Here is a 23391-nt window from a genome sequence, read left to right as displayed (position 1 = left end):
AAAGACAAAACCCGTCAACAGGAAGCGCGCGGAATGCGCCGTGGGAAAACAAACTATGCCGCTCTATACCCGTCAGGATATTGCCAGGCTCTTTACCGCCCTCAAAAAGGGAGAACGCTCGCCGGTCTATTTTCTTTTTGGTGAACGCTATCTCTGCCAGGAGGTTGCCAACGACCTCGTCTGCCAGCTTCTCCCCGAGGAAAAGCAACGCCTGAGCAGCCTGAAAAATATCGATGGCGACCAGGAGGATATCCCGGCCACCATCAACATGCTGAAAACCTACAGTCTCTTCGGCGGCGGCCAGGTTCTGCGGGTGACGGATTCCAGGATCCTCTACTCCAAGGTGGTGGCGGCAACCCTGTGGGAAAAGGCGCAAAAGGGCTGGGCGGCGAAAGAGCCACGGCGGGCGGCGCGTTTTCTTGCCCAGATGCTGACCCTGGCCGATCTTGTTCCGGCCGACTGGGAAAGGGAGGAGCTGGCAGCGTGCGCCCCGAACCGCTGGCAGGAACTGTTCGGCTTTGCCAAACCCGAAGAGCTGGGCTGGGTGCGGGAACTTCTCACGGCCGCCGAAGACGACCCGGCCCCGGCGGCCGCCGAAAAGACCGATGCGGCCGAGCTGCTGCAGGCGGCCCTCATGGCAGGGGTTCCGGCGGGCAACACCCTGATTCTTCTGGCCGAAGCCGCGGACAAACGAAAAAAATTATTCAAGTATCTTGAAAAAGAGTGCGTGGTTATCGACCTCTCCGTGGACACCGGCGCCAGCTCGGCCGCACGCAAGGATCAGGAGGCCCTTCTTCGGGAGATCGCCGAAAAGACCCTGGCCGGCTTCGGCAAGAAGCTCGAACCCCGCGCCCTGCCCGTTCTTCTGGAAAGGGTCGGCTTTCATCCGGTGGCCGTGGCCATGGAGAGCGAGAAACTCGCCCTTTACAGCGGCGAGGCGGAAACCGTCACCATGACCGACCTCGACGTCATGGTCGGCAGGACCAGGGAAGAGGCGCTCTACGAGTTCACCGAGGCGGTGGGCAATCACGATCTGGCCGCCGCCCTCCCCGTGTTGCAACGGTTGCGGGAACACGGCGTCTACCCGCTCATTGTCGTGGCCGGGCTGCGCAATTTTCTCCGCAAGCTCCTCCTGGTGCGGGCCGTCATTGAGCAGCCCACCCCCCCCTACTCGGCCGGCATCTCCTATGCCGCTTTCCAAAAGGGTTTTCTCCCCAGGCTCAAGGAAAGCATGGCGGCCTGGCCTGCCCAGCTGAACGGACATCCCTTCGTGGTCTACAAAAGCTTTCAGCAGGCGGAACACTTTTCCCTGCCCGTCATAAAAAGAGCGCTGGCCGAGTTGCTGCAGGCGGAATATCTCTTGAAGGGCTCGGGCCTGCCCGACTACCTTATTCTGGAAAATTTTCTCCTTTCCCTGCTGCCGGCGGCAGGCAAAACCGGGCGCCGGCAGGCCGCGGGATAATGCCTCTCCGCCGGTTCTCTTCCCTTCCGCAAAGAGAAGAGCCGACGTGGCGGATTAAAAAAAAATGATTATTATTACAGGCAGCAAACCGCCTGGGCCAATGATTTGACTGAGGGAGCAGCAAGACGATGGGCGCCGTAAAAAAGGAGTTTGACGGAGCGGTCATAACCGAAAAGCGGCAGCAGACCAAAAAACCGTCCATGTACAAGGTGCTCTTGCACAATGACGATTATACGACCATGGATTTTGTTGTGATGGTGCTTGAAACCATCTTCCACAAGGGCAAAACCGAGGCCAACCTGATCATGCTCAATGTCCACCAGCAGGGGATCGGGGTTGCAGGCATTTACCCGCGGGATGTCGCGGAAACAAAGGTGGTTCTCGTCCACGATCTGGCGCGGCAGAACGAGTATCCCTTGAAGTGTTCCATGGAAAAAGCATAACGGGAGCCATCCCGTAAGGAGCGCGGCAATGATCAATGCGAAACTGGAAATCGCTCTGGTGCGTGCCATCCGGGAAGCAAAAATCCGGAAACACGAGCACGTCACCGTTGAGCATATCTTATACGGCCTTTTGGATGACGATCTGGCCGCCGGCATCATCGAAGGGTGCGGCGGCGATCCTGAGGGCATGAAGAAAAAACTCGAGGATTTCTTCACCTCCAACCTCCCCACCGTGCAGGAGGCCATGGGTCACGACCCCATCCAGACCTTAGGCTTCAATCGGGTTCTGCAGCGGGCCATCGCCCATGTGCAGAGCTGCGGCAAAAAAGAGGTGGATGCCGGCGACGTGCTGGCCGCCATCTTCTCCGAGACCGAATCCTTTGCCGTTTACTTTCTCCATTCCGAGGGGATCAGCAAGCTCGATGTCACCGACTTCATCTCCCATGGCAGGGAAGGGGATGGCGGCAAGGAGAGGGAAGAGAAAAAAACCGAGGAGGCCAAACCCGAATCGCCCAAGGGCAACGAGGCCTTGGAGAAATACACCATCAACTTCAGCGAACGCGCCAGGGAGGGAAAAATCGATCCCCTGGTCGGCCGCGACAAGGAGCTGACCCGGGTGATGCAGACCCTCTGCCGCCGCCGCAAGAACAATCCCCTGCTGGTCGGCGAGCCCGGCGTGGGAAAAACCGCCATTGCCGAAGGCCTTGCCCTGCAGATCCATGAAGGCAGGGTGCCGGAACTCCTGCACGACGTCGAGCTCCGCCTTCTCGACATGGGCGGGCTGCTTTCCGGCACCAAGTACCGGGGCGATTTCGAACAGCGCCTCAAGGCGGTTATCAGCGCAGTGGAAAAGGATCCCCGCATCATCCTCTTCATCGACGAGATCCACACCATCGTCGGGGCCGGCGCCACCAGCGGCGGCAGCATGGATGCCTCAAACCTCCTCAAGCCGGCCCTGCAGGCGGGCTCTCTCCGCTGCATCGGCTCGACCACCTATGAGGAGTATAAAAATTATATCGAAAAGGACCGGGCTCTCTCCCGCCGTTTCCAGAAGATTGATATCGAGGAACCCAGCGTCGAGGAGACCATCGCCATCCTAAAAGGACTTCTGCCGCGCTACGAGGAGCACCACGGCGTCAGGTATTCGGCCCCCGCGGTCAAGGCCACGGCGGAGCTTGCCAGCCGCTATCTCAGCGACCGCTTTCTGCCGGACAAGGCCATCGACGTGCTCGACGAGGTCGGGGCCTCTTTCCGACTGGCCGGCGCAAACCGAGGTGTACGCACCGTTACGGTGCGCGACGTGGAAAAGGTGGTTTCCCGAATGGCGCGGGTCCCGGCCAAGAGCGCCAGCGGCTCGGATCTCGCCCATCTCAAGGGATTGGACGGACTGCTGAAAAAGAGCATCTTCGGCCAGGACCACGCCATCAACGCCCTGGTCACTGCGGTGAAACGTTCCCGGGCCGGACTCAAGCAGAGTGAAGGCCCCACCGGTTCCTTTCTCTTTGCCGGCCCCACCGGCGTCGGCAAGACCGAGGTGGCCAAGCAGCTGGCCGCCGCGCTCTCGGTGCACTTCGAACGCTTCGACATGAGCGAGTATATGGAAAAACACGCGGTTTCCAGGCTGATCGGCTCCCCGCCCGGCTATGTCGGCTTCGACCAGGGCGGCCTGCTCACCGATGCGATCCGCAAGCACCCCTACAGCGTGCTTTTGCTCGACGAAATCGAAAAGGCCCATCCGGACATCTTCAGCATCCTCCTCCAGGTCATGGACCACTCCACCCTCACGGACAATGCCGGCCGCAAGGCTGATTTCCGCAACGTGATCCTGATCATGACCACCAATGCCGGCGCCCGCGAGATGAGCGAGCGGCCCATCGGTTTTACCGGCGAGAATACAGGCAAGAATGAACGCGCCCTGAAAAATCTTTTTTCTCCCGAATTCCGTAACCGGCTGGACGCGACCATCACCTTCAACCCGCTGGATGCCAGACTGATGGAACGGATTGTCGACAAGATGATCGCGGAGCTGCAGGCGCAGCTCGCCGAACGCAAGGTGACGATTTCTCTCGCCGCCGGCGCAAGGAGCTGGCTTGCCGGCAAGGGCTATGCCCCGGAGTTTGGGGCCCGCCCCCTGCGCCGCCTGATTCTGCAGGAAATCGGCGATGTCCTGACCGAAGAGATTCTCTTCGGCCGGCTGGCCAAGGGAGGGATGGTGCAGATCGGCTTGAAAAATAAGCAGTTGACATACCGCTATGGACAGATAAAAAAATAGGAGGAACTTTTTTCATCCTTGCCGTGTCCCAATAGAAAGAGCATGGCGCCCCATAACCCATGGGGCGCCTTTTTTCATATCCGTAAGCTGAAAAGAAATAAGGAGACCTACATCCATGAAGTTGAAAAAATGGCAGTGTGTTTTGGGCAGCGTTCTCTGTGTATTGACCCTGGCCGCCTGTGACAGCCAACAGCAGACGAGCAAGGCTCCCGAGCCCAAAACCGCCCAGGAAGCTCCGGGGCAGGAGATGCAGGCACCGGAAAAACAAATTGCGTATCCTTTGCAGGGCAAGGCAAAGGAGGTCGCTGCCGGCGGCGGCTTTACCTATATTCTGCTGGCCTCTCCCGCGGGCGAGATCTGGGTGGCGGTGCCGGAGACGGAGGTGAAGGTTGATGAAGAGGTCACGGTGAACGAAGGGCAGCTCATGCAGAACTTTCCCAGCAAGAGTCTGAACAAGACCTTTGCAGAACTGATCTTTGCCCCGGGCCTGGCCGGCAAGGAGGCAAAGGGCGCCGGCATGAATCCCCACGGGACCGAGGCTCCCGCCGCACAGGCCATGACCCCGGCCGCCGGTGGCGCTGATTTCAACGCCGCCATGCAACAGGAGGCAGGCGCCGAAACAACCCCCGCGGCAAGCGAGGTCGCCATGGGCAGCAGCAAGGCCATTGTCCCCTTTGTGGAACTGAAAATGGACAAGGCCAAAGGCGAAAACGGCTACACCGTTGCCGAACTTTTTGCAAAGGCCACGCAGTTGAACGCGAAAAAAGTAAAGGTCAAAGGCCAGGTGGTGAAGGTTTCCGCCGGCATCATGGGCAAGACCTGGCTCCACCTCCAGGATGGTTCCGGCGATCCGGTGAAGAACACCCATGATCTGGTGGTGACCACGGCGGCCTCCGCGGAAAAGGGCGACATCGTCACTGTGGAGGGAGTGCTCGCCGCCAATAAGGATTTCGGCTTCGGGTACAAGTATAATGTTATCGTCGAAGATGTAACGGTAACCCGTTAGCCCGCAACCGATGGCAAGCGCCGGCGGCAGAAAGATAGCCGTTGTCGGCCCGGGCGCGCTGGGCTCTCTCCTTGCCGCCGCCCTCAGCCGGAAGGTTGCCGGCAGCATCATGGTGCTGGATCATGACAGCGGGCGCGCTGCCCTGCTCCAGCGCCATGGCCTCATCCTTGAATATCCGGAGGGGATTGTCCAGGCCCCGGTTTTTGCCGCCACCGACCCTGCCACCATCGGACCGGTGGACCTTGTGCTGCTCTGCGTGAAATCCCCCACCGTGGCAGGCATCCTCCCGTCCCTGTCGCCATTGCTCTCCGCCAACAGCCTCCTGCTCGCCTTCCAGAACGGAATCTCCCATCTCGCCCTGCTGGAAAAAACCGCTCTGCCCGGAGCCTGGGCCCTGGCAGTCACCTCCCTGGGCGCCACCCTGCTTGCCCCCGGCCGGGTGCGCTTCGGCGGCAGCGGCCAGACCGTGCTCGGCTTCAGCGGAAAGGCCGCTGCCGCCGCCCAGGCAAAACTTGAGGCCGCGGCAGCGCTTTTGAATGCCGCCGGCCTTCCGACCCGAATCGAGCCCGAGATCATGGCCCAGGTCTGGAATAAACTCCTGGTGAATGCGGGCATCAATGCCCTGACCGCTCTCAATCAGTGCAAGAACGGCGAATTGCTTGCAAAGGAGGAGAGCCGCGCTCTCCTGGTTGCCGCCGTTGAGGAGGCGGCCAGGGTTGCCAGGGCCAAAGGGATCGGAATCGCCGACGACCCGGTGCAAAGGACCATAGCGGTCTGCCGGGCCACGGCGGAAAACATCTCATCCATGCTGCAGGACGTCCGCAAAAAACGGCGCACCGAAATCGACGCCATCAACGGCGCCGTGGTCGCGGAGGCCGACCGGCTCGGCCTTGCCGCGCCGGTCAACCGGCAGCTTGTTTCCGCGATAAAGGCCCTGGAAAACAGCTATTCGCACCTTTCTTCTTGACATAAATAAATATTGCAATAAACATACAGCGTTTCAGCAAAGGCCTTTCTTTCGCCTTTCATCAATAACTATTCCGCCAGCGAACATCATGAGGAGCAGGAATGTCAAACTATCTCTTTACTTCGGAATCTGTCTCAGAAGGCCACCCGGATAAGGTTGCCGACCAGATCTCGGATGCCGTCCTCGACGCCATCCTTGCCCAGGACCCAAAGGCCCGGGTCGCCTGCGAAACCCTGGTCACCACCGGCATGGCCCTCATTGCCGGCGAGATCACCACCATCGCCTGGGTGGACATGCCCGCCGTGGTGCGGGAGACGGTGCGGGAGATCGGCTACAACTCTTCCGAAATGGGCTTTGACTGGCAATCCTGCGCGGTGCTCACCAGCATCGGCAAGCAGTCTCCCGATATCGCCCAGGGCGTCAACGAAGGCTCCGGCCTCGATCTGGATCAGGGCGCCGGCGACCAGGGCCTGATGTTCGGGTACGCCTGCACCGAGACCCGGGTGCTGATGCCCATGCCCATCACCTATGCCCACCGTCTCACCAAACGGCAGGCAGAGGTGCGCAAGGCAGGGCTCCTGCCCTGGCTGCGGCCCGATGCCAAGAGCCAGGTCACCATCGAATACGAAAACAAAAAACCCAAGCGGGTCGAGGCAATCGTCCTCTCCACCCAGCACGCCCCTGAGGTCGATTACGAGGATCTCAAGGAAGGGGTCATGGAGGAGATCATCAAGCCCATCATCCCCGCCGAGATGGTGGACAAGAACACCAAATATTTCATCAACCCCACCGGCCGTTTCGTCATCGGCGGCCCGGTCGGCGACTGCGGGGTGACCGGCCGCAAGATCATCGTCGACACTTATGGCGGCATGGGCTCCCATGGCGGCGGCGCCTTTTCCGGCAAGGATCCTTCCAAGGTCGACCGCTCCTCCTCCTACATGGGCCGCTATGTCGCCAAGAACCTGGTGGCGGCGGGGATCGCCACGGAGCTTGAAGTGCAGATCGCCTATGCCATCGGCATTTCCAAGCCGGTTTCCATCAACGTCAACTCCTTTGGCACCGGCAAGATCAGCGACGAAAAAATCAAGGCCCTCATCGACGCCCATTTTGACCTGCGGCCCAAGGCCATTATCCAGCACCTCGACCTCCTGCGGCCCATCTACAAAAAGACCGCCGCCTATGGCCACTTCGGCCGCGAGCGGGAGGATTTCAAATGGGAGCTGACCGACAAGGCGGAAATCCTCAAGGATGCCGCGGGCCTGAAATAACGTTAAGCAACCCCGCGCAAAAGCGCGGTGAGGAGAACACACCATGAAGTCTTCAGCAAAAAAAGCAGCTGCGAAAAAGGCCCCGGCCCCGAAAACTTCCTCTAAAAAACAGGGCGATTTCAAGGTCGCCGACCTGAGTCTGGCCGATTGGGGCCGCAAGGAAATCAGGATCGCGGAAACCGAAATGCCCGGCCTCATGGCCCTGCGGGAAGAGTTTGGCAAGAAAAAGCCCCTCAAGGGCGCCCGGATCTCCGGTTCTTTGCACATGACCATCCAGACCGCGGTGCTGATCGAGACCCTGGTTGCCCTCGGCGCTGAAGTGCGCTGGGCCTCCTGCAACATCTTCTCCACCCAGGACCACGCCGCCGCCGCCATTGCCGCGGCCGGTATTCCGGTCTACGCCTGGAAGGGGGAGAGCATCGAGGAATACTGGTGGTGCACCGAAAAGGCACTGACCTGGCCCGACGGCGAACCGCCCAACATGATTCTGGACGACGGCGGCGACGCCACCCTGCTGGTGCATAAGGGCGCGGAATTCGAGAAAGCCGGCAAGGTTCCGGCCACAAAAAAATCGGACAACGAGGAATGGCAGGCCGTGCTGGCGGTGCTCCGGCAGGATCTGGCCGCGGACAAGAAGAAATGGACCACGGCGGCCAAGGCCATCCGCGGCGTGACCGAAGAAACCACCACCGGAGTGCATCGCCTCTATCATATGGAGAAAACCGGCAGCCTGCTCTTCCCGGCCATGAACGTGAACGACTCGGTGACCAAGTCCAAGTTCGACAACCTCTACGGCTGCCGCGAATCATTGATGGACGGCATCAAGCGGGCGACCGACGTGATGGTGGCCGGCAAGATCGCGGTGGTTTTGGGCTACGGTGACGTGGGCAAGGGCTGCGCCCAGGCCTTCCGCGGCTTGGGCGCCACGGTGTGGGTAACGGAAATCGACCCCATCTGCGCGCTGCAGGCGGCCATGGAAGGCTACCGGGTGGTGACCATGGAAGAGGCCGCGCCGCTTGGCGACATCTTCGTCACCTGCACCGGCAACGAGAAGGTCATCGGCCATGCCCACATGAAGGCCATGAAGGACGAGGCCATTGTCTGCAACATCGGCCACTTCGATTCGGAGATCGACGTGGCCTCCCTGCGCAAATACACCTGGGAGAACATCAAGCCGCAGGTGGATCACATCCTCTTCCCCGGAGGCAAGAAGATCACCCTGCTGGCCGAAGGCCGCCTGGTCAACCTGGGCTGCGCCACCGGCCATCCGAGCTTCGTGATGTCCGCCTCCTTCACCAACCAGGTGCTGGCCCAGATGGAACTCTTCAACAACGCCAAGAAATACGAGAAGAAGGTCTATGTGCTGCCCAAGGTGCTGGACGAAAAGGTGGCGCGGTTGCACCTAAAGAAACTCGGCGTACATCTCACCACTCTGAGCAAGGAGCAGGCCGCCTACATCGACGTGCCGGTGAACGGCCCCTACAAGGCGGATCATTACCGCTATTAGCAAGGAACAGGTTTACTTTGCTGAAAAAGGGATTCCGGCTCGCTGGAATCCCTTTTTTTTTGAGATTTCCCCAAGCTGACTCAAGCAAGGGGAAGCGAACGCAACAAGGAGCGATCCATGGCAAAACACACCCTTTTTACCCTGACCCCCTGGATTGAGGATGGCCGGGGACCCTATTACTGCCCCGACTGCGCTGTTGTTGAAGGGTTCCTCCACTATTCCCCGCAAATCCGCGAGAAGATAGTGATCGTGCAGGTGAACTTTCCCCGGCCCAGGCCGGAAATTGTCGAGCTTCTGGGCGCGGATAACCAGAGTTGCCCAGTGCTGGTTCTGGCCGAGGAGGCAGGGATGACGCCAGGCGCCAAAACGAGCTTCGCCACCGGCAGAAAATTCATCAACAATGGACTGGCGATCTGCAACTTCCTGGCAGAGGCTTATAACGGGATCAAGCCACATCCGTGAGAAAAAATGAACAGAATTTAATTCTGCCCCCCCAGGATGAAACCCTGCGCAAACGGGCCAGAAAAATCAGGGAGCGGCATCGGAAGGAACGGCCGAAACTGGCGGGAAGAAGCAACTTGTTTTCAAGCGCAGACTTTGTGTTCCCGGAGGATTTGAGCCATTGCGTCTGCCTGGCAGGGAAACGGCTGTACCGCAACGGCAACAATGTCGCGGTGAGAAATTTTTTGGCCACCAAATTCAAGGGGCCTGAATCGGCTTGCCTCCCCTGCACGCTCCGTACGCAATGCCTTCGGCATCCCGAGCGGACGAGAATCAGACAGGTGGCCTACTTCCATGGCCGGTCCGCCAAGGGAAAGGTGAACATCCAGTGGAACCTGTTCTGCATTGTCCGCAACCTGAAAAAGGTGGCGAGATACGGGCCGAATATGGCGTAATAGGCGGTAACAAGCTGAAACTGTTTGGTATCTGGGGACATAAGTATCTGGGGACATAATACCTATTTGTTGAGTTGTTTTGTAACGGGCTTCCGGCCTGGTTTTCCTTGGCAAGGAAAATAGGTATTGTGTCCCCGGAAATTCCTTGCAAATATTTAGAGCTTTCCGATGAGAGTACTAATTTCAGCAGCTGGCAGTCATGGCGATGTTCTGCCATTTGTTGCGCTCGCCCGAGAATTCGCCACACGCGGACACGACGTCATCTTTTACGCAAATCCGATATTCCACTCTTATGTAACGGACGAAACGATCCGGTTTATTCCTATTAGTACGGTTGATGCGTACGAGAAACTCTTCAAGGAAACGAGTGATAGCGATCCGAAAAGTGCTTTCAGGCGCGTGGGGAAAGAGTACGGCGAGATCTGCCCCGCGTACTACCGCGCCATGAAAGCTGATGCGCGTATTGGTGACACCATCACAATCAGCAACTCCCTGCTGTTCGCATCACGCTTGCTGCGGGAAACTGACAACGTGCCTTGTGCAACGGTACACCTTGCTCCTTCCGTTTTTCGGTCGAATCACAGCCCGGCTCGGCTCGTTCCACGCTGGATCGATTCACGAACTCCAGCGTTGGTGAAACGCTTGGCTTGGTGGACGCTCGATAAGGGGTTTTACGATCCCTATATCACGACACCGTTGAACCGGTTGCGTGCCGAGTTGGGCTTGCCACGTGTTGAGCGGATATTCCATTCCTGGATTCACGAGGCAGATGCTGTTGTCGGTATGTTTCCCAACTGGTTCGCCGAGCCCCAAGTTGACTGGCCTCAACATGTGGTCTTGGCGGGCTTCCCGCTCTATGACCACAGCCAGCAGGTTCTGCTGCCGCAGAGCCTTTCCGAGTTCATCGAGGCAGGCCCGCCACCGGTGGGCTTCTCGGCAGGAACGGCGACTGCAACGGCTCACGATTTTTTTAGGACTTCCATTGAGGCTTGCAAAGAGGCAGGAGTGCGAGGGATTCTTCTCTCGCCGTTCGCAGAGCAAATCCCCGGCCCACTTCCTGAAGGCGTCATTCACGTTTGCTACGTGCCGTTTGGAACACTGTTGCCCAAATTGGCCGTATTTGTTCATCACGGCGGCATCGGCTCTACCAGTCAGGCACTACGGGCGGGCGTTCCTCAGCTTATTCGCCCTGTCGCCTATGACCAATTTGACAACGCCCACCGTGCGGTGCGACTTGGCGTAGCGAAAGAAGTGTTGCCGAAGAAATACAGTGTACGAGCTGTAACGAGTGCGCTGAGAGAGTTGATATCCGACCACACCATGCGTCAACGTTGCCAGAAAGTTGCCATGCGCCTAACCCATTGCAACGTAGTTGCTGGTGCCTGCGATATGATTTTGGATCGTCTTGGAGAAATGACGCCCAACAAAGCGCTACCTTTAGGCGTTAAAAGTCAAGGCTCTCCTGTAAAGATGAAAAAAATGCAATAGGCGATCCTTTGGTATCTGGGGACATAAGGAAAAAGGGGTCAAGTCTTTGCTTGGCTCTTGCTCAGATATTCACTTAAAAAGGGGTCAAGTCTTTGCTTGGCTCTTGCTCAGATATTCACTTAAGCTTTCAAGCTTCTCTCAAAACGACAAGAAAGGTTTAATGGTCTTTCTTGTCGGCAAAGATATCTTCGCCATGCCGACCACGGTTCATTGGTATCTGGGGACATTGGTATCTGGGGACATAATACCTATTTGTTAAGTTGTTTTGTAACGGGCTTCCGGCCTGGTTTTCCTTGGCAAAAAAAATAGGTATTGTGTCCCCGGAAATTACCCCGGAAATTACCCGATAACGCAGGATACGGCGTAATTCCCGTAACTCCGTGGACATCATGGTGCATTCCGGCAGCAGATTCACCCGCAGCAGGTCGGCCAGTTTCTCCGCGTCGGCCTGGTCGTTTTTCTTTTTGGCGGCGGTAATCGCTTTGAGCATCTCCGCGTGGGCAACCTTCAGCTCCACCGCGTGGGGTTTGAGAAAATCGTAAATCCAGCCGGTGAAAATCGTCGCCTCAAGGGCGCCCAACCATGGACCAGGTAATTCAGTGAGCCATTGCCCAAGAGCCTTGCGTTCAGCGGCGACAACTCCTTGCCGCACCTTCGTGCCGTTGGCTGTCTTGATGCAGTAAGCGATGGTTTTCTTGTGGACGTCCAGGCCGATGTAGTAAATACTTTCCATAGGGAGCCTCCTTGTGGGTCTGACTCGGGGCGATTTATTCGACCCCGCTCGCTCATTATATGAGCTGTCCGCCACCTGGAGGCTCCCTTTTCAATTACTTATGCATTCAAACATAATACCTATTTGTTGAGTCGTTTTTAACGGGCTTCCGGCCTGGTTTTCCTTGGCAAAAAAAATAGGTATTGTGTCCCCGGAAAAACCCCTGAAAAACCCCTTGGTTGGGGGCGAACTTTTCTACCCCCGGAATGGCCATTTACACAATCCTTTTTACACCCTCGCTGGCGTCTTCGCAGACCTCTTTCCCTCACAGGTGGTACACTTTTACTTTGCCGAAACTGGTACACTTTTACTTCTGTATTGACAGACACCGACTCAAAAGTCCGAAATAACGGGTGCGGGAAAGATTCAGGATTGCGAAGACCACGGAATCGGCGAACATTGTCCTTCGCAAGGGAAAAAGTGTTTTTTCTTGTAACGGGGAAGTCTGTCCCTTGACAAAGGGCCTTTTAATGGGTGACCCCATCCTCCGCTTTTATATTTAGTTGGATTTTTCAACTCCAAACTCTTTCCAGACTGTAGGATCGTCCGCCATGTAAAAAATAGACTCCATTCTGCGGTGCTCAACAATATCGGTTATTCCGTTAACAGTGACAACTTCATAGGATGGATAACGCCTTGGAAATCCAGGTGGTGGATTTTTCAATTGAAGGGGGTGAGTCCCACGTAAAATTCCTGAAACTTCTTTAGATGCGAATAATTTTCCATTCTGAAATAACTTGAAAATCGCAACGCGTTTACCAGGGTACGTATAATAGTCCATGGTAACGCTCACATTGTCTCTAGGTACTTCTTCAGGTAATTCAAACCAAATAGGAAGTCTTGATGTTGGCGATAGTTTAAAGCTTGCTTCCAAACAACCGGATAAGCCTACGGAAATTGCTAGTAGAAAAAAAAGCCTAACACCGAAACGAAACATCATAATACAATCCTTTGGTTTTGTTTTTGCTCAAAATTACTGAAAGAATCCGCTGTTGCATTGATTGCATGGTTTTGTGCCGCCCAATACACTTGGTACCCATGAAGAAGCATTACATTCATTTTCTGCATAGCAATTATCATGCTTTTGGCAGTTCTCTGGAAAACAGGCATCGCCTATTGGGCCTAACATTGGTCCCAAAGAGCACTTATTGTCTTGCTCCGTGAAACCATCCCATAGATTGCCATTTGATGTGCTGAAAACATCTCCCAAATGAAATAGATGGGAACCAGCTAGGAAGATTGCCCCACCAATCAAGGGATCAATTTTCCCTGTCGGGTCAGTCCGCAACACTGAATTATTTCCAACATAGCGGTACACATTCACATCCCCTCCCGCAAACCCAATCGGATCCTTGGAAATAAACCTCCCCACCTGCGGATCATAATACCTTCCCCGGTAAAAATACAAGCCGGTCTCGCTATCCCACTCCCTGGCGGTGTAGGCGAAGGGCTGCTTCACCTCGCCGCCGTGATGCTGCATGTTGCCGAAGGAGTCGTATTGGTAGGATTGTACCACATGGCCTTTGGCATCGGTAAGGCTTACGATGCTGCCCAGGCCGTCGGCATGGTAGAAATAGGCCCTGCCCTTCTGCTCCATGGCCAGGGGCTCGTCAATGCCCGGGCCGTGCACAAAGCGGCTGATCGCGGGTTTTGCGACCCGCTTTTGCCAGTGCTTCAGCCAGCCGGCCTTGCGGCCGCCGTCGTTATCGCCATCCTCATCCTTGCCGCCGCTCTTGATCTCCAGGATGATGTCCTCGTTGTCGTAGACATAGGCGTAGGTCTTGCTCTCTAGCCGGCCATCCTCGACCTCCTCCACCTTTTTCTCGATCCTGCGGCCAAAGGGATCGTACTTGAAGGAGACGGTCTTGATCCCGTCCCGCTCCGCCCGGACCGCCTTGACCAGCCGGTTCTCGTAATCGTACTCGTAGGTCCAGCCGCCTTTGGCGATCATGTTGCCGTCGAGGTCGTATTGGAAAGCCGTCCTTCTGGCGGAAAGGAGTTCATTGAGCTCGTTGTAGCGGTAGGTGTCCCTGCGGTCCGGCCCGGTCAGGCGATTGCCCACCGGATCGTAGCTGAAGCGCTCCGCCCTCTGTTCCTCGACACGCTCCCGGTGGCCGAAACTCTTTGCCGGCAAAGACTGGAGCAGTTGGTAAACCGCATCGTAGGTGTACTCATGGCGGGTGTCCTTATGGCCGAAGTCATCCATGCTCACGGTCTTGGAGAGCCGGTTGCCAACGGCGTCGTGGGTGTAGCTGAAGGCGTTGACCGTTTCCCCACGGCCGCGGCGGCCCGCGGTCTGCATTGGTATCTGGGGACATAATACCTATTTGTTAAGTTGTTTTGTAACGGGCTTCCGGCCTGGTTTTCCTTGGCAAAAAAAATAGGTATTGTGTCCCCGGAAATTACTGCGGTGTCGCCGCCGAACTCCGCGAGGATCACCGGGTAATCCACGAACGGCCATCGTTTGTTTAGAGAGACAAATCCCGGCAGGCTGCTCCATTTGTAGGCCCAAAGGATATCGAGCTGCTCGGCGAGCGGCTTATTCGTGTTGCTGCCGATCTTAACCGGGTTCAGATGGATATAACGGGATACCATGGAGAGGTACGCATCCTTATCCACCAGGAAGCTCTTGTATCTACCCTGGTAGAGGTGGCCGGATCGGCGGTGGCGGCGGTTGAAGGCCGATGTGTAGCTGATGTTGAAGTGACGCATGAACTGGCTGAGATTCCCCAAGGGGGTCTCCACAAGCAGATGAAAATGGTTGCTCATCAGAACAAAGCTGTAGAGCTTGACCGAGTATATGGCCAGGGAGCGGGCGAGGAGTTCGAGGAATTCCTGCCGGTCCGTGTCGTCCTTGAAGATGGGTTTGCGCTCATTGCCCCGGTTAGTGACGTGGTAAAGCGCGCCTGGATATTCGATGCGAAGAGGTCGTACCATGTAACTATGCTAGAGAAGAGGGGAGGGAGTGTCAAGGATAAAGATTTGACCCCATCTCCCCAGCATATAATAAAAAAGTGGGCAGAATTGAATTCTGCCCACTTTTTAAGACGCTAAAGGAAGGGGCAAGGATAAAGATTTGCCCCACCCCTGTCACGAATGTTTACCTTTTGCCCCACTCTTTTTAAAGAAACGGTCGCAAATTAGCACCAACATATATGCTGGTATAGAAAAGATAATGGTTGTCACGAAAATCAGCCCTATTGCCATTGGCCACCACTCATTAACTCGGTAGGAGCCTATAAACTTGGAAACAAGCCAAGAAAACATTATTTCAAAAAGAAAGAAAAAGCCTACCTGGCCATCTTGCGGTTCAACATGAAAAGCCATTACGTAAGCTAAAATGGCAGCAACCAAGCCCAACACTAGCGAAATGTATATTCTCTTCATCTACTAATAAAATGATAACCAATTGACAAAATCGCCAATAGGTCCATTGAACCCCCAATCAATAAGATTATCTATCCACTCTTTCTCGCTAACAGACAGAAGCTCAGGAAGTTTATTAGGGTTGGTACTACTTTGATCCGCATACCTGCAGGCTGTATAACAAAACTGATGATTGTCACCATTACAACTCTTCACAGCATCACAGTCAACACAAGTATTCTCTTCCGGTCTACATTTTTGCATGTCTGATATTTGAAGACACCGTCTCACACATTGTGTCCACCCGGCCGTTGAGGTGTTGCCATCAAGCGCTCCAAATCGTTCACACCAATTTTTTGCATCTTTATAATACTCACAGCCAGTTTTAGCATATGCTATGTCATAGTAGCTACAATCAGTAGTCGTTGCGGCGGCACACAGACCGAAGGGATCATTTAAAGTTACGCCATTATTGGAGACATAAGCATAAACATTAATCCCGCCAGCAAACCCAATCGGATCCTTGGAGATAAACCTCCCCACCTGCGGATCATAATACCTTGCCCGATAAAAATACAACCCGGTCTCCTGATCCCACTCCCTGGCGGTGTAGGCATAGGGCTGCTTCACCTCGTCGCCGTGATGCTGCATGTTGCCGAAGGAGTCATATTCGTAGGATTGTACCACATGGTTCTTGGCATCGGTAAGGCTTACGATGCTGCCCAGGCCGTCGGCATGGTAGAAAAAGGTCCTGCCCTTCTGCTCCATGGCCAGGGGCTCGTCAATGCCGGGGCCGTGCACGAAGCGGCTGATCGCGGGCTTTGCAACCCGTTTTTGCCAGTGCTTCAGCCAGCCGGCCTTGCGGCCGCCGTCGTTATCGCCCTCCTCATCCTTGCCGCCGCTTTTGATCTCCAGGATGATGTCCTCGTTGTCGTAGACATAGGCGTAGGTCTTGCTCTCAAGCCGGCCGTACTCGACCCCCTCCACCTTTTTCTCGATCCTGCGGCCAAAGGGGTCGTACTTGAAGGAGACGGTCTTGATCCCGTCCCGCTCCGCCCGGATCGCCTTGATAAGCCGGTTCTCATAGTCGTACTCGTAGGTCCAACCGCCTTTGGCGAACATGTTGCCGTCGAGATCGTACTGGAAAGCCGTCCTTCTGGCGGAAAGGAGTTCATTGAGCTCGTTGTAGCGGTAGGTGTCCCTGCGGTCCGGCCCGGTCAGGCGATTGCCCACCGGATCGTAGCTGAAGCGCTCCGCCCTCTGTTCCTGGCTCCATTCCCGATGCCGCATGTTCTTTGCCGGCAAAGACTGGAGCAGTTGGTAAACCGCATCGTAGGTGTACTCGTAGCGGGTGTCCTTATGGCCGAAGTCATCCATGCTCACGGTCTTGGAGAGCCGGTTGCCAACGGCGTCGTGGGTGTAGCTGAAGGCGTTGACCGTTTCCCCACGGCCGCGGCGGCCCGCGGTCTGGGCCAGGATCTCGGTGAGTCGGCCCACGGCGTCGTAAGTGTATCCGGTGCTGACCCCGTTGGGAAAGGCAAGACCCACGCGGCGACCCAGCTTGTCGTAGCCGAAGGAGAACTCGCCCAGGAAGCTGTCGATCCCGATGAGGCGGTTGGCCTCGTCGTAGCTGTATTCCACCACCTTGCCTTCCGGCGTGGTCATTTTTGTCCGGTTGCCTGAGGCGGGGGGGGCAAATCTTTATCCTTGACAGTAACTCTTCCGCATTGGTGTATATGGCTTGCAGCTGCTTGTCCTTATCCAGGCGCTCTCGAAACCGCTTTCTTCCCTGGCTGACGGTGCTGTAGTCAACACCCAACAGCCTCCCGATCTCCGGGTTTTTCATCCCGCCCAACCGGTAGAGCAGATCCATGGCCATCTGGCGTAGTGGCCCTGTGGTTTGTAATACCTCTTCCCTGGTTTTTCCCGTCACCTTGCAGATACCATCCAGGATAACGTCCTGGGCCAGATATTTTCGCACTTCGGCAAGAGCTGGTTGCTCCCGGGCCGTTTCCGCATCCAAATAAGTGTTTTTGATCCGTTGTACAAAATCATCGCTGCCCAAGAGGCTCTGCCCGACGACCCTTTCCTTCACCGGCAGGCCTTCCGCCAGATCTCCGGCAATCTGCTTTTTGTATTTCGTTCGCCCGGTTGCGGTGTCGCCGCCGAACTCCGCGAGGATCACCGGATAATCCACGAACGTCCATCGCTTTTTTAGAGAGACAAATCCCGGCAGACTGCTCCATTTGTAGGCCCAAAGGATATCAAGTTGTTCGACGAGCGGCTTATTCGTGTTGCTGCCGATCTTAACCGGGTTCAGATGGATATAACGGGATACCATGGAGAGGTACGCATCCCTATCCACCAGGAAGCTCTTGTATCTTCCCTGGTAGAGGTGTCCGGATCGGCGGTGGCGGCGGTTGAAGGCCGATGTGTAGCTGATGTTGAAGTGACGCATGAACTGGCTGAGATTCCCCAAGGGGGTCTCCACCAGCAGATGAAAATGGTTGCTCATCAGAACAAAGCTGTAGAGCTTGACCGAGTATATGGCCAGGGAGCGGGCGAGGAGTTCTAAGAACTCCTGCCGGTCGGTGTCGTCCTTGAAGATGGTTTTGCGCTCATTGCCCCGGTTGGTGACGTGATAAAGCGCGCCTGGATATTCGATGCGAAGAGGGCGTACCATACCAAGATGCTAGAGGAGGGGAGGAGTGGTGTCAAGGATAAAGATTTGACCCCAGCTCATGCACAACTCATGACCCTAATGAGGGGAGCAATAACGGTTTGGGCAACAGCCCGTAAAGATTTGACCCCCAAACCCATAGATCTGTCCCTTTTTTTTCTTTTTTAGGGAGCGAATCCTTTAAATTGCCAGAAAATTATTGCACCAAGAAATTCGATTAACCATGATTGCCCAATAAGCAATCCAATAATAACACCAATAGCAGGCCATAGCCGTAAACCAGTATGGGCAAGTATCCTAATTCCAAGAGCTGCCGTTATTATTCCCATTGCGATGAGTGGAGTATAATTATGACCAATCAAAGCCCAGGCCCAATACACTCTGGTGCAAATTAGCGAGAGTAAAGATGCCATCCCGAATGGTAACCACAAAGAAACTTGCAACGTAATTTTTTTTTGATTATTCGGCATATTTCTACCTCTGACGCCCACCAAACAACTCAATGGCCCAAAACCTGTATCGTTCACTATCGCCCTCTGTGCCAGCCCTAGGCGGATGGGGCCACAACCGTGAGTCATTTGGTAACTGAAGTAAATTATCTACTACTTGCCTGTTGCAGGCAGCACGGCATTGAAGATTCGAGCCGCAGGCAGAAAGGCAGGTGTCATGCTGTTTGTAGCATTGATCCCCACTGTCTGTAGGTGGAGCATCGCCTATCGGATTACCGTTACAAGAATAGCGCCCTCCGCTCCAGCAACTGCCTCCCCAATTTCCATTAGTAGGTCCATTAAACCAGCTTCTTCCTCCCGTTGTGTTAAACCAGTTTGTGGCATCAAGCCCCAAAGGATCAACCCAATTGACCGGATCATTCCCGACATAGCGGTACACATTCACATCCCCTCCCGCAAACCCAATCGGATCCTTGGAGATAAACCTCCCCGCCTGCGGATCATAGTACCTAGCCCGGTAGAAATACAAGCCGGTCTCGTGATCCCATTCCCTGGCGGTGTAGGCATAGGGCTGCTTCACCTCGCCGCCGTGGTGCTGCATGTTGCCGAAGGAGTCGTATTGGTAGGATTGTACCACATGGCCTTTGGCATCGGTAAGGCTTACGATGCTGCCCAGGCCGTCGGCATGGTAGAAATAGGCCCTGCCCTTCTGCTCCATGGCCAGGGGCTCGTCAATGCCCGGGCCGTGCACAAAGCGGCTGATCGCGGGTTTTGCGACCCGCTTTTGCCAGTGCTTCAGCCAGCCGGCCTTGCGGCCGCCGTCGTTATCGCCATCCTCATCCTTGCCGCCGCTCTTGATCTCCAGGATGATGTCCTCGTTGTCGTAGACATAGGCGTAGGTCTTGCTCTCTAGCCGGCCATCCTCGACCTCCTCCACCTTTTTCTCGATCCTGCGGCCAAAGGGATCGTACTTGAAGGAGACGGTCTTGATCCCGTCCCGCTCCGCCCGGATCGCCTTGACCAGCCGGTTCTCGTAATCGTACTCGTAGGTCCAGCCGCCTTTGGCGATCATGTTGCCGTCGAGGTCGTATTGGAAAGCCGTCCTTCTGGCGGAAAGGAGTTCATTGAGATCGTTGTAGCGGTAGGTGTCCCTGCGGTCCGGCCCGGTCAGGCGATTGCCCACCGGATCGTAGCTGAAGCGCTCCGCCCTCTGTTCCTGGCTCCATTCCCGATGCCGCATGTTCTTTGCCGGCAAAGACTGGAGCAGTTGGTAAACCGCATCGTAGGTGTACTCGTAGCGGGTGTCTCTGTGACTGAAATCATCCATGCTCACGGTCTTGGAGAGCCGGTTGCCAACGGCGTCGTGGGTGTAGCTGAAGGCGTTGACCGTTTCCCCACGGCCGCGGCGGCCCGCGGTCTGGGCCAGGATCTCGGTGAGTCGGCCCACGGCGTCGTAAGTGTATCCGGTGCTGACTCCGTTGGGAAAGGCAAGACCCACGCGGCGACCCAGCTTGTCGTAGCCGAAGGAGAACTCGCCCAGGAAGCTGTCGATCCCGATGAGGCGGTTGGCCTCGTCGTAGCTGTATTCCACCACCTTGCCTTCCGGCGTGGTCATTTTGGTTCGGTTGCCCAGGGCATCGTACTGATAGCGGATGGTCCGCTGGTTGGAATCGGTGATGGTGATGAGCCTGCCCAAATTGTCGTACGTCATGCCGTAGCCGATGTGCTGGTTGGCCGCATAGATCAGGCGGCCCTTGGCATCGTACTTGAAGAGGACCTGATTCTGGTCCGGAAAGACCTTGGCGAGCAGTCGGCCCATGGCGTCATAGCTGTAGCTGGTGGTCCTTCCCTGGGCATCGGTGCGGCTGATGAGGTTACCTTTTGCATCGTACTGGTAGGTGACCTTCGCGCCCAGCTGATTGCTCTCCTCCACCAGGCGGCCCATGGAATCGTACTGGAACCAGGTGGTGTGGCCGTTGGCGTCGGTAAGGGTGGCAGGCTGGGTTTTCTGGCCGGCCCCGCAGGTGGCGCAGCCGGTCTCGGCATAGGTCAGTGAAGTGGTCTGCCCCAGGGCATCGGTGATCTGCACCACCCTGTGGGCGTAATCATACACATAGGCGGTGGTGTTGCCGTTGGCATCGGTCACCGCGGTGCGGTTACCATTTTGATCATAGCCGAAGGTGGTGGTTTGGCCGAAGGGATCGACCACCGTGATGAGGTTGCCTGCCTCATCGTAGCCGAAGGTGGTGGTCTGGCCGTTGGCATCGGTCTGGTTGATTACTCGGCCGGCGGCATCGTAGGTCATGCTGGTTTTGGCGCCGGCAGGGTCTGTCACCACGGCAACGTTGCCCAGGGTATCGTAGGCCAGGGTGATGGTCTGGCCCGCCTGGTTGGTGATGCTGCTGATCCGACCGCTAGCGTCATAGGTGTACTGGGTGGTGTTGCCAGCTGCATCGCGGACGGAAAGCAGATTCCCCTTGCCGTCATAGCTGAAGTCGGTGGTGTCGCCGCTGGCATCGGTGATGCTGGTCACCTGGCCGGCCTCGTTGTAGGTGTAAGTGGTTTTATTGCCCAGCGGATCGATGGTCCACAGCATGTTGCCGTTGGCATCGTAGCCGTAGGTGGTGGTGCTGCCGTCCGCCTCGGTCTTGCTGAGCAGGTTGTGGTTTTCGTCATAGGTATAGGTGATGGAGTTGCCGGCCGGATCGGTCTTGGCCAGCATATTGCCCTGGGTGCTGTCAAAGGTGAACTGCCAGACCGAGCCGTCCTTCTCCGTGATCAGCGCGGTCTTCACCTCATCTGTGGAGGTCGAGTAGGTAATGCTGCGGGATTTGCCCTCGGGATCGGTGGCTGTTTTCACCCGATGCTGCTCGTCGTAGGTATAGGTGGTGGTGTAGCCGGAAGCATCGGTGCGGGAGACGAGGAAGCCCTCTGCGTCATAGGTATAAAGCCAGTTGCCGCCGTCCGGCATGGTGACCTTCGCGAGGGTGTCGCCTTCCACCAGGAAGTTGTAGTTCTTGCCGTCAGGGTCGGTGATCTGCGCCAGCCTGCCGTTCAGTTCGTACAGGAATTCCGTAACCCGGCCCACCGAGTCGGTGATGCTGGTCAGCATGCCATATTCGTAGGCAAATTGCATGGCATTGCCGTTACGATCGACAATGGCGGCCAGGTTGCCCGCCTGGTTGAAGCGGTATTGCAGCCCTGCCTTGGTGGCGCGGGTAAAGGTGTTGTCGCTGTTTTTCACCAGGGTGGCATAATCGCCGGCCGGCGCAACATAGGCGCCATCCACCAGGTTGTAAAGCTTGCCGGCGCTGTTTGGGGAGCGGAGAAGTACGGAGCCGTCCGCATTTTCCGTGACATTGATTTCATAGCTGTGCGCCCAGCCAAGCCCCAGAGAGCCGAGATGCTGGCTGAGGCTGTTGTAGTAGAGCGTCATGGCCGTGCTCAGGCCGGTGCCGCCGGTGCTGAACAGCTCCTGATCGTGGGAAAGGTTGCCGTTGGCAATGTTGGCCCGGGAGCCGAAGGTGATCGTCAAGCAGCCGCCGCTATTGCTGATGCGGACAGGCAGGGTGGCGTCATCCTTGCAGCCGCCGTCCCCGGTTTCCGCATGGAGGGTGGCGGTATAGGTGCCGCTGTCCAGAATCCTGCCGCTGCTGTCCTTGCCATCCCAGAGCACCGAAATGCTTTTGCCGGTGCCGGTGAAGATGCGGCCGGCGACATTCATGGTCCAGTTGATACCCTTGCCGGACGAATCGGTAATGGTGGCGTTGAAGGTGGTGGCTCCGCCCGCCACGGCGTTGATCGTGGCATTGGAGCCGGTGAAGTCGATGATCTTTGTGTCACAGCAGTCATCCGGGGTTGTGGCATCGCAATCGTTGTTTATGCCGTCACCGCAGATTTCCGCCAAGCCCGGATGGGCCAATTGTTCGGAATCGTTGCAATCAACCGGGCCGCATTTTTCGCCATCTGGACTGAAACCATCGCCATCGTTATCCGTGCATGCCGCCAGGCACTGTGGTTGCGTCGCGCATGGTGCATCAGCGCAATCCGTAACATTATTGCAGTCGTTATCCAGGCCATCTCCACAAATTTCCTGGGCCGCTGGGTTTACTGCCGGATCGTTGTCGTTGCAATCAAGGCAGACGTAAAAGCCGTCGTTATCGGCATCCGGCACACTGGCCGGCGGAAAATAATAATCAGCAAAAACATCCACATGCACCGTCGGTGCCGTCGTGTACTGACCGAGGTTCACGCCTTCAAGGGTGCCTCCTTGCTTGAAATATTTGCTGATGGTTATAAACCGGGTTCCATCGGTATTGCGGAACACCTGCATGCCATACCACGAGGCAAGGGAAGCGAGTGCCGATTGGAAGGAGTCGGGCGTCTTGTTATAATAGCTGCCGCTGATCTGCGAGGAGCTTTTGACAACCTTGCCGCCCGCGCAGGTGAGGTCCGTGGCGATGTAGTTGTATGGCGGGCCGGCAGCCGAACATTTGTCCGCGACATATTCGGTGCCGATGACGGTCGAAAGACCGGGTGTGCATGTTCCGACGGCATGAGCATGAGCCGGAATGCCGGCCACGGTCAACAAGGCTATGCCAGCCAGGCCGCATGCGCGTTTTGCGCTTGCCAGAATAAAGCGTAGTGAAAACATTTTGCCCCCTCCCTGAAGTTCACAACAAAAAAAGCCCGTCTTCTGGCCGAAGACGGGCTCACTGTTTCAATGCCTCCCCCGTTCGGCAGCCCGGCTACCAGCTTGTGGCCCGTGGCTTTGCGCCTCCGGATCGCTCCGGGTTTGCCTTTATCGTTTTGCCA

The 23391-nt window shown here is 56.4% G+C and carries 18 protein-coding genes and 1 riboswitch; of the genes, 10 read left to right on the top strand and 8 right to left on the bottom strand.

Annotation, left to right across the window (positions count from 1 at the left end; genetic code table 11):
- The first annotated feature begins 40 nt into the window (after positions 1-40).
- The 10 genes from holA (at position 41) to ACUUL3_RS14815 (ending at position 11309) form a co-directional block, all read left to right on the top strand.
- Entirely contained in the window at positions 41-1462 is a 1422-nt protein-coding gene (gene holA, locus ACUUL3_RS14860; protein WP_448552646.1) for a DNA polymerase III subunit delta, read from the top strand.
- Between the two features lie 128 nt (positions 1463-1590).
- Positions 1591-1905: an ATP-dependent Clp protease adapter ClpS gene (gene clpS / locus ACUUL3_RS14855; RefSeq protein ID WP_448552644.1), complete on the top strand. Its 315-nt coding sequence runs from the start codon at positions 1591-1593 to the stop codon at positions 1903-1905.
- Positions 1906-1933: 28 nt separating this feature from the next.
- Positions 1934-4177, top strand: coding sequence for an ATP-dependent Clp protease ATP-binding subunit ClpA (gene clpA / locus ACUUL3_RS14850; RefSeq protein ID WP_448552642.1), 2244 nt, complete (start codon positions 1934-1936; stop codon positions 4175-4177).
- 115 nt (positions 4178-4292) lie between these two features.
- Entirely contained in the window at positions 4293-5183 is an 891-nt protein-coding gene (locus tag ACUUL3_RS14845; protein WP_448552640.1) for a DNA-binding protein, read from the top strand.
- A 10-nt stretch (positions 5184-5193) separates the two neighbouring features.
- A complete protein-coding gene (locus ACUUL3_RS14840; protein WP_448552638.1) occupies positions 5194-6150 on the top strand; it encodes a ketopantoate reductase family protein in 957 nt (318 codons plus the stop codon).
- A 101-nt stretch (positions 6151-6251) separates the two neighbouring features.
- Positions 6252-7418 (top strand): methionine adenosyltransferase, encoded by a 1167-nt coding sequence (gene metK, locus ACUUL3_RS14835; protein WP_448552636.1) that lies wholly within the window; start codon positions 6252-6254, stop codon positions 7416-7418.
- 43 nt (positions 7419-7461) lie between these two features.
- A complete protein-coding gene (ahcY, locus tag ACUUL3_RS14830) occupies positions 7462-8925 on the top strand; it encodes an adenosylhomocysteinase (RefSeq protein WP_448552635.1) in 1464 nt (487 codons plus the stop codon).
- A 117-nt stretch (positions 8926-9042) separates the two neighbouring features.
- Complete coding sequence (locus ACUUL3_RS14825) at positions 9043-9387, top strand: DUF3088 domain-containing protein (protein WP_448552633.1); 345 nt, start codon at positions 9043-9045, stop codon at positions 9385-9387.
- The gene (locus ACUUL3_RS14820; RefSeq protein ID WP_448552631.1) at positions 9384-9821 is read left to right on the top strand and encodes a hypothetical protein; all 438 of its coding nucleotides are present in this window, start codon (positions 9384-9386) and stop codon (positions 9819-9821) included. The genes ACUUL3_RS14825 and ACUUL3_RS14820 overlap by 4 nt, the downstream gene beginning before the upstream one ends.
- A 168-nt stretch (positions 9822-9989) precedes the next feature.
- Positions 9990-11309, top strand: coding sequence for a glycosyltransferase (locus ACUUL3_RS14815; RefSeq protein ID WP_448552629.1), 1320 nt, complete (start codon positions 9990-9992; stop codon positions 11307-11309).
- Between the two features lie 157 nt (positions 11310-11466).
- Here the strand turns inward: ACUUL3_RS14815 and ACUUL3_RS14810 are convergent, their stop codons facing one another.
- The 8 genes from ACUUL3_RS14810 to ACUUL3_RS14775 all read right to left on the bottom strand — a co-directional run bounded on the left by ACUUL3_RS14810 (position 11467) and on the right by ACUUL3_RS14775 (position 23230).
- Positions 11467-12042, bottom strand: a complete 576-nt coding sequence (locus tag ACUUL3_RS14810) for an IS110 family transposase (RefSeq protein WP_448552627.1) — start codon at positions 12040-12042, stop codon at positions 11467-11469.
- A gap of 538 nt (positions 12043-12580) precedes the next feature.
- Positions 12581-13021: a hypothetical protein gene (locus ACUUL3_RS14805; RefSeq protein ID WP_448552625.1), complete on the bottom strand. Its 441-nt coding sequence runs from the start codon at positions 13019-13021 to the stop codon at positions 12581-12583.
- A gap of 33 nt (positions 13022-13054) precedes the next feature.
- Positions 13055-14383, bottom strand: a complete 1329-nt coding sequence (locus ACUUL3_RS14800) for an RHS repeat domain-containing protein (RefSeq protein ID WP_448552624.1) — start codon at positions 14381-14383, stop codon at positions 13055-13057.
- Entirely contained in the window at positions 14290-15018 is a 729-nt protein-coding gene (locus tag ACUUL3_RS14795; protein ID WP_448552622.1) for a transposase, read from the bottom strand. The genes ACUUL3_RS14800 and ACUUL3_RS14795 overlap by 94 nt, the downstream gene beginning before the upstream one ends.
- 453 nt (positions 15019-15471) lie before the next feature.
- Positions 15472-16215, bottom strand: a complete 744-nt coding sequence (locus tag ACUUL3_RS14790; RefSeq protein ID WP_448556503.1) for an RHS repeat domain-containing protein — start codon at positions 16213-16215, stop codon at positions 15472-15474.
- Between the two features lie 601 nt (positions 16216-16816).
- A complete protein-coding gene (locus tag ACUUL3_RS14785; protein ID WP_448552620.1) occupies positions 16817-18130 on the bottom strand; it encodes a transposase in 1314 nt (437 codons plus the stop codon).
- Between the two features lie 161 nt (positions 18131-18291).
- Positions 18292-18597, bottom strand: coding sequence for a hypothetical protein (locus ACUUL3_RS14780; RefSeq protein ID WP_448552618.1), 306 nt, complete (start codon positions 18595-18597; stop codon positions 18292-18294).
- Positions 18598-18601: 4 nt separating this feature from the next.
- A complete protein-coding gene (locus ACUUL3_RS14775; protein WP_448552616.1) occupies positions 18602-23230 on the bottom strand; it encodes an RHS repeat-associated core domain-containing protein in 4629 nt (1542 codons plus the stop codon).
- Between the two features lie 81 nt (positions 23231-23311).
- Positions 23312-23386, bottom strand: a riboswitch (cyclic di-GMP riboswitch).
- Positions 23387-23391: the final 5 nt, after the last annotated feature.

The sequence above is a fragment of the Thiovibrio sp. JS02 genome, from assembly GCF_053485635.1.
This window is presented reverse-complemented; position numbering and strand designations above follow the sequence as displayed.

What these genes read in the sequence shown, in the direction of transcription:
- clpS (WP_448552644.1), top strand. Translation starts at nt 1,591, where the DNA reads ATGGGCGCCGTAAAAAAGGAGTTTGACGGAGCGGTCATAACCGAAAAG.
- clpA (WP_448552642.1), top strand. Translation starts at nt 1,934, where the DNA reads ATGATCAATGCGAAACTGGAAATCGCTCTGGTGCGTGCCATCCGGGAA.
- ACUUL3_RS14845 (WP_448552640.1), top strand. Translation starts at nt 4,293, where the DNA reads ATGAAGTTGAAAAAATGGCAGTGTGTTTTGGGCAGCGTTCTCTGTGTA.
- ACUUL3_RS14840 (WP_448552638.1), top strand. Translation starts at nt 5,194, where the DNA reads ATGGCAAGCGCCGGCGGCAGAAAGATAGCCGTTGTCGGCCCGGGCGCG.
- metK (WP_448552636.1), top strand. Translation starts at nt 6,252, where the DNA reads ATGTCAAACTATCTCTTTACTTCGGAATCTGTCTCAGAAGGCCACCCG.
- ahcY (WP_448552635.1), top strand. Translation starts at nt 7,462, where the DNA reads ATGAAGTCTTCAGCAAAAAAAGCAGCTGCGAAAAAGGCCCCGGCCCCG.
- ACUUL3_RS14825 (WP_448552633.1), top strand. Translation starts at nt 9,043, where the DNA reads ATGGCAAAACACACCCTTTTTACCCTGACCCCCTGGATTGAGGATGGC.
- ACUUL3_RS14815 (WP_448552629.1), top strand. Translation starts at nt 9,990, where the DNA reads ATGAGAGTACTAATTTCAGCAGCTGGCAGTCATGGCGATGTTCTGCCA.
- ACUUL3_RS14810 (WP_448552627.1), bottom strand. Translation starts at nt 12,042, where the DNA reads ATGGAAAGTATTTACTACATCGGCCTGGACGTCCACAAGAAAACCATC.
- ACUUL3_RS14805 (WP_448552625.1), bottom strand. Translation starts at nt 13,021, where the DNA reads ATGATGTTTCGTTTCGGTGTTAGGCTTTTTTTTCTACTAGCAATTTCC.
- ACUUL3_RS14800 (WP_448552624.1), bottom strand. Translation starts at nt 14,383, where the DNA reads ATGCAGACCGCGGGCCGCCGCGGCCGTGGGGAAACGGTCAACGCCTTC.
- ACUUL3_RS14795 (WP_448552622.1), bottom strand. Translation starts at nt 15,018, where the DNA reads ATGGTACGACCTCTTCGCATCGAATATCCAGGCGCGCTTTACCACGTC.
- ACUUL3_RS14790 (WP_448556503.1), bottom strand. Translation starts at nt 16,215, where the DNA reads ATGGAGCAGAAGGGCAGGACCTTTTTCTACCATGCCGACGGCCTGGGC.
- ACUUL3_RS14785 (WP_448552620.1), bottom strand. Translation starts at nt 18,130, where the DNA reads ATGGTACGCCCTCTTCGCATCGAATATCCAGGCGCGCTTTATCACGTC.
- ACUUL3_RS14780 (WP_448552618.1), bottom strand. Translation starts at nt 18,597, where the DNA reads ATGCCGAATAATCAAAAAAAAATTACGTTGCAAGTTTCTTTGTGGTTA.
- ACUUL3_RS14775 (WP_448552616.1), bottom strand. Translation starts at nt 23,230, where the DNA reads ATGTTTTCACTACGCTTTATTCTGGCAAGCGCAAAACGCGCATGCGGC.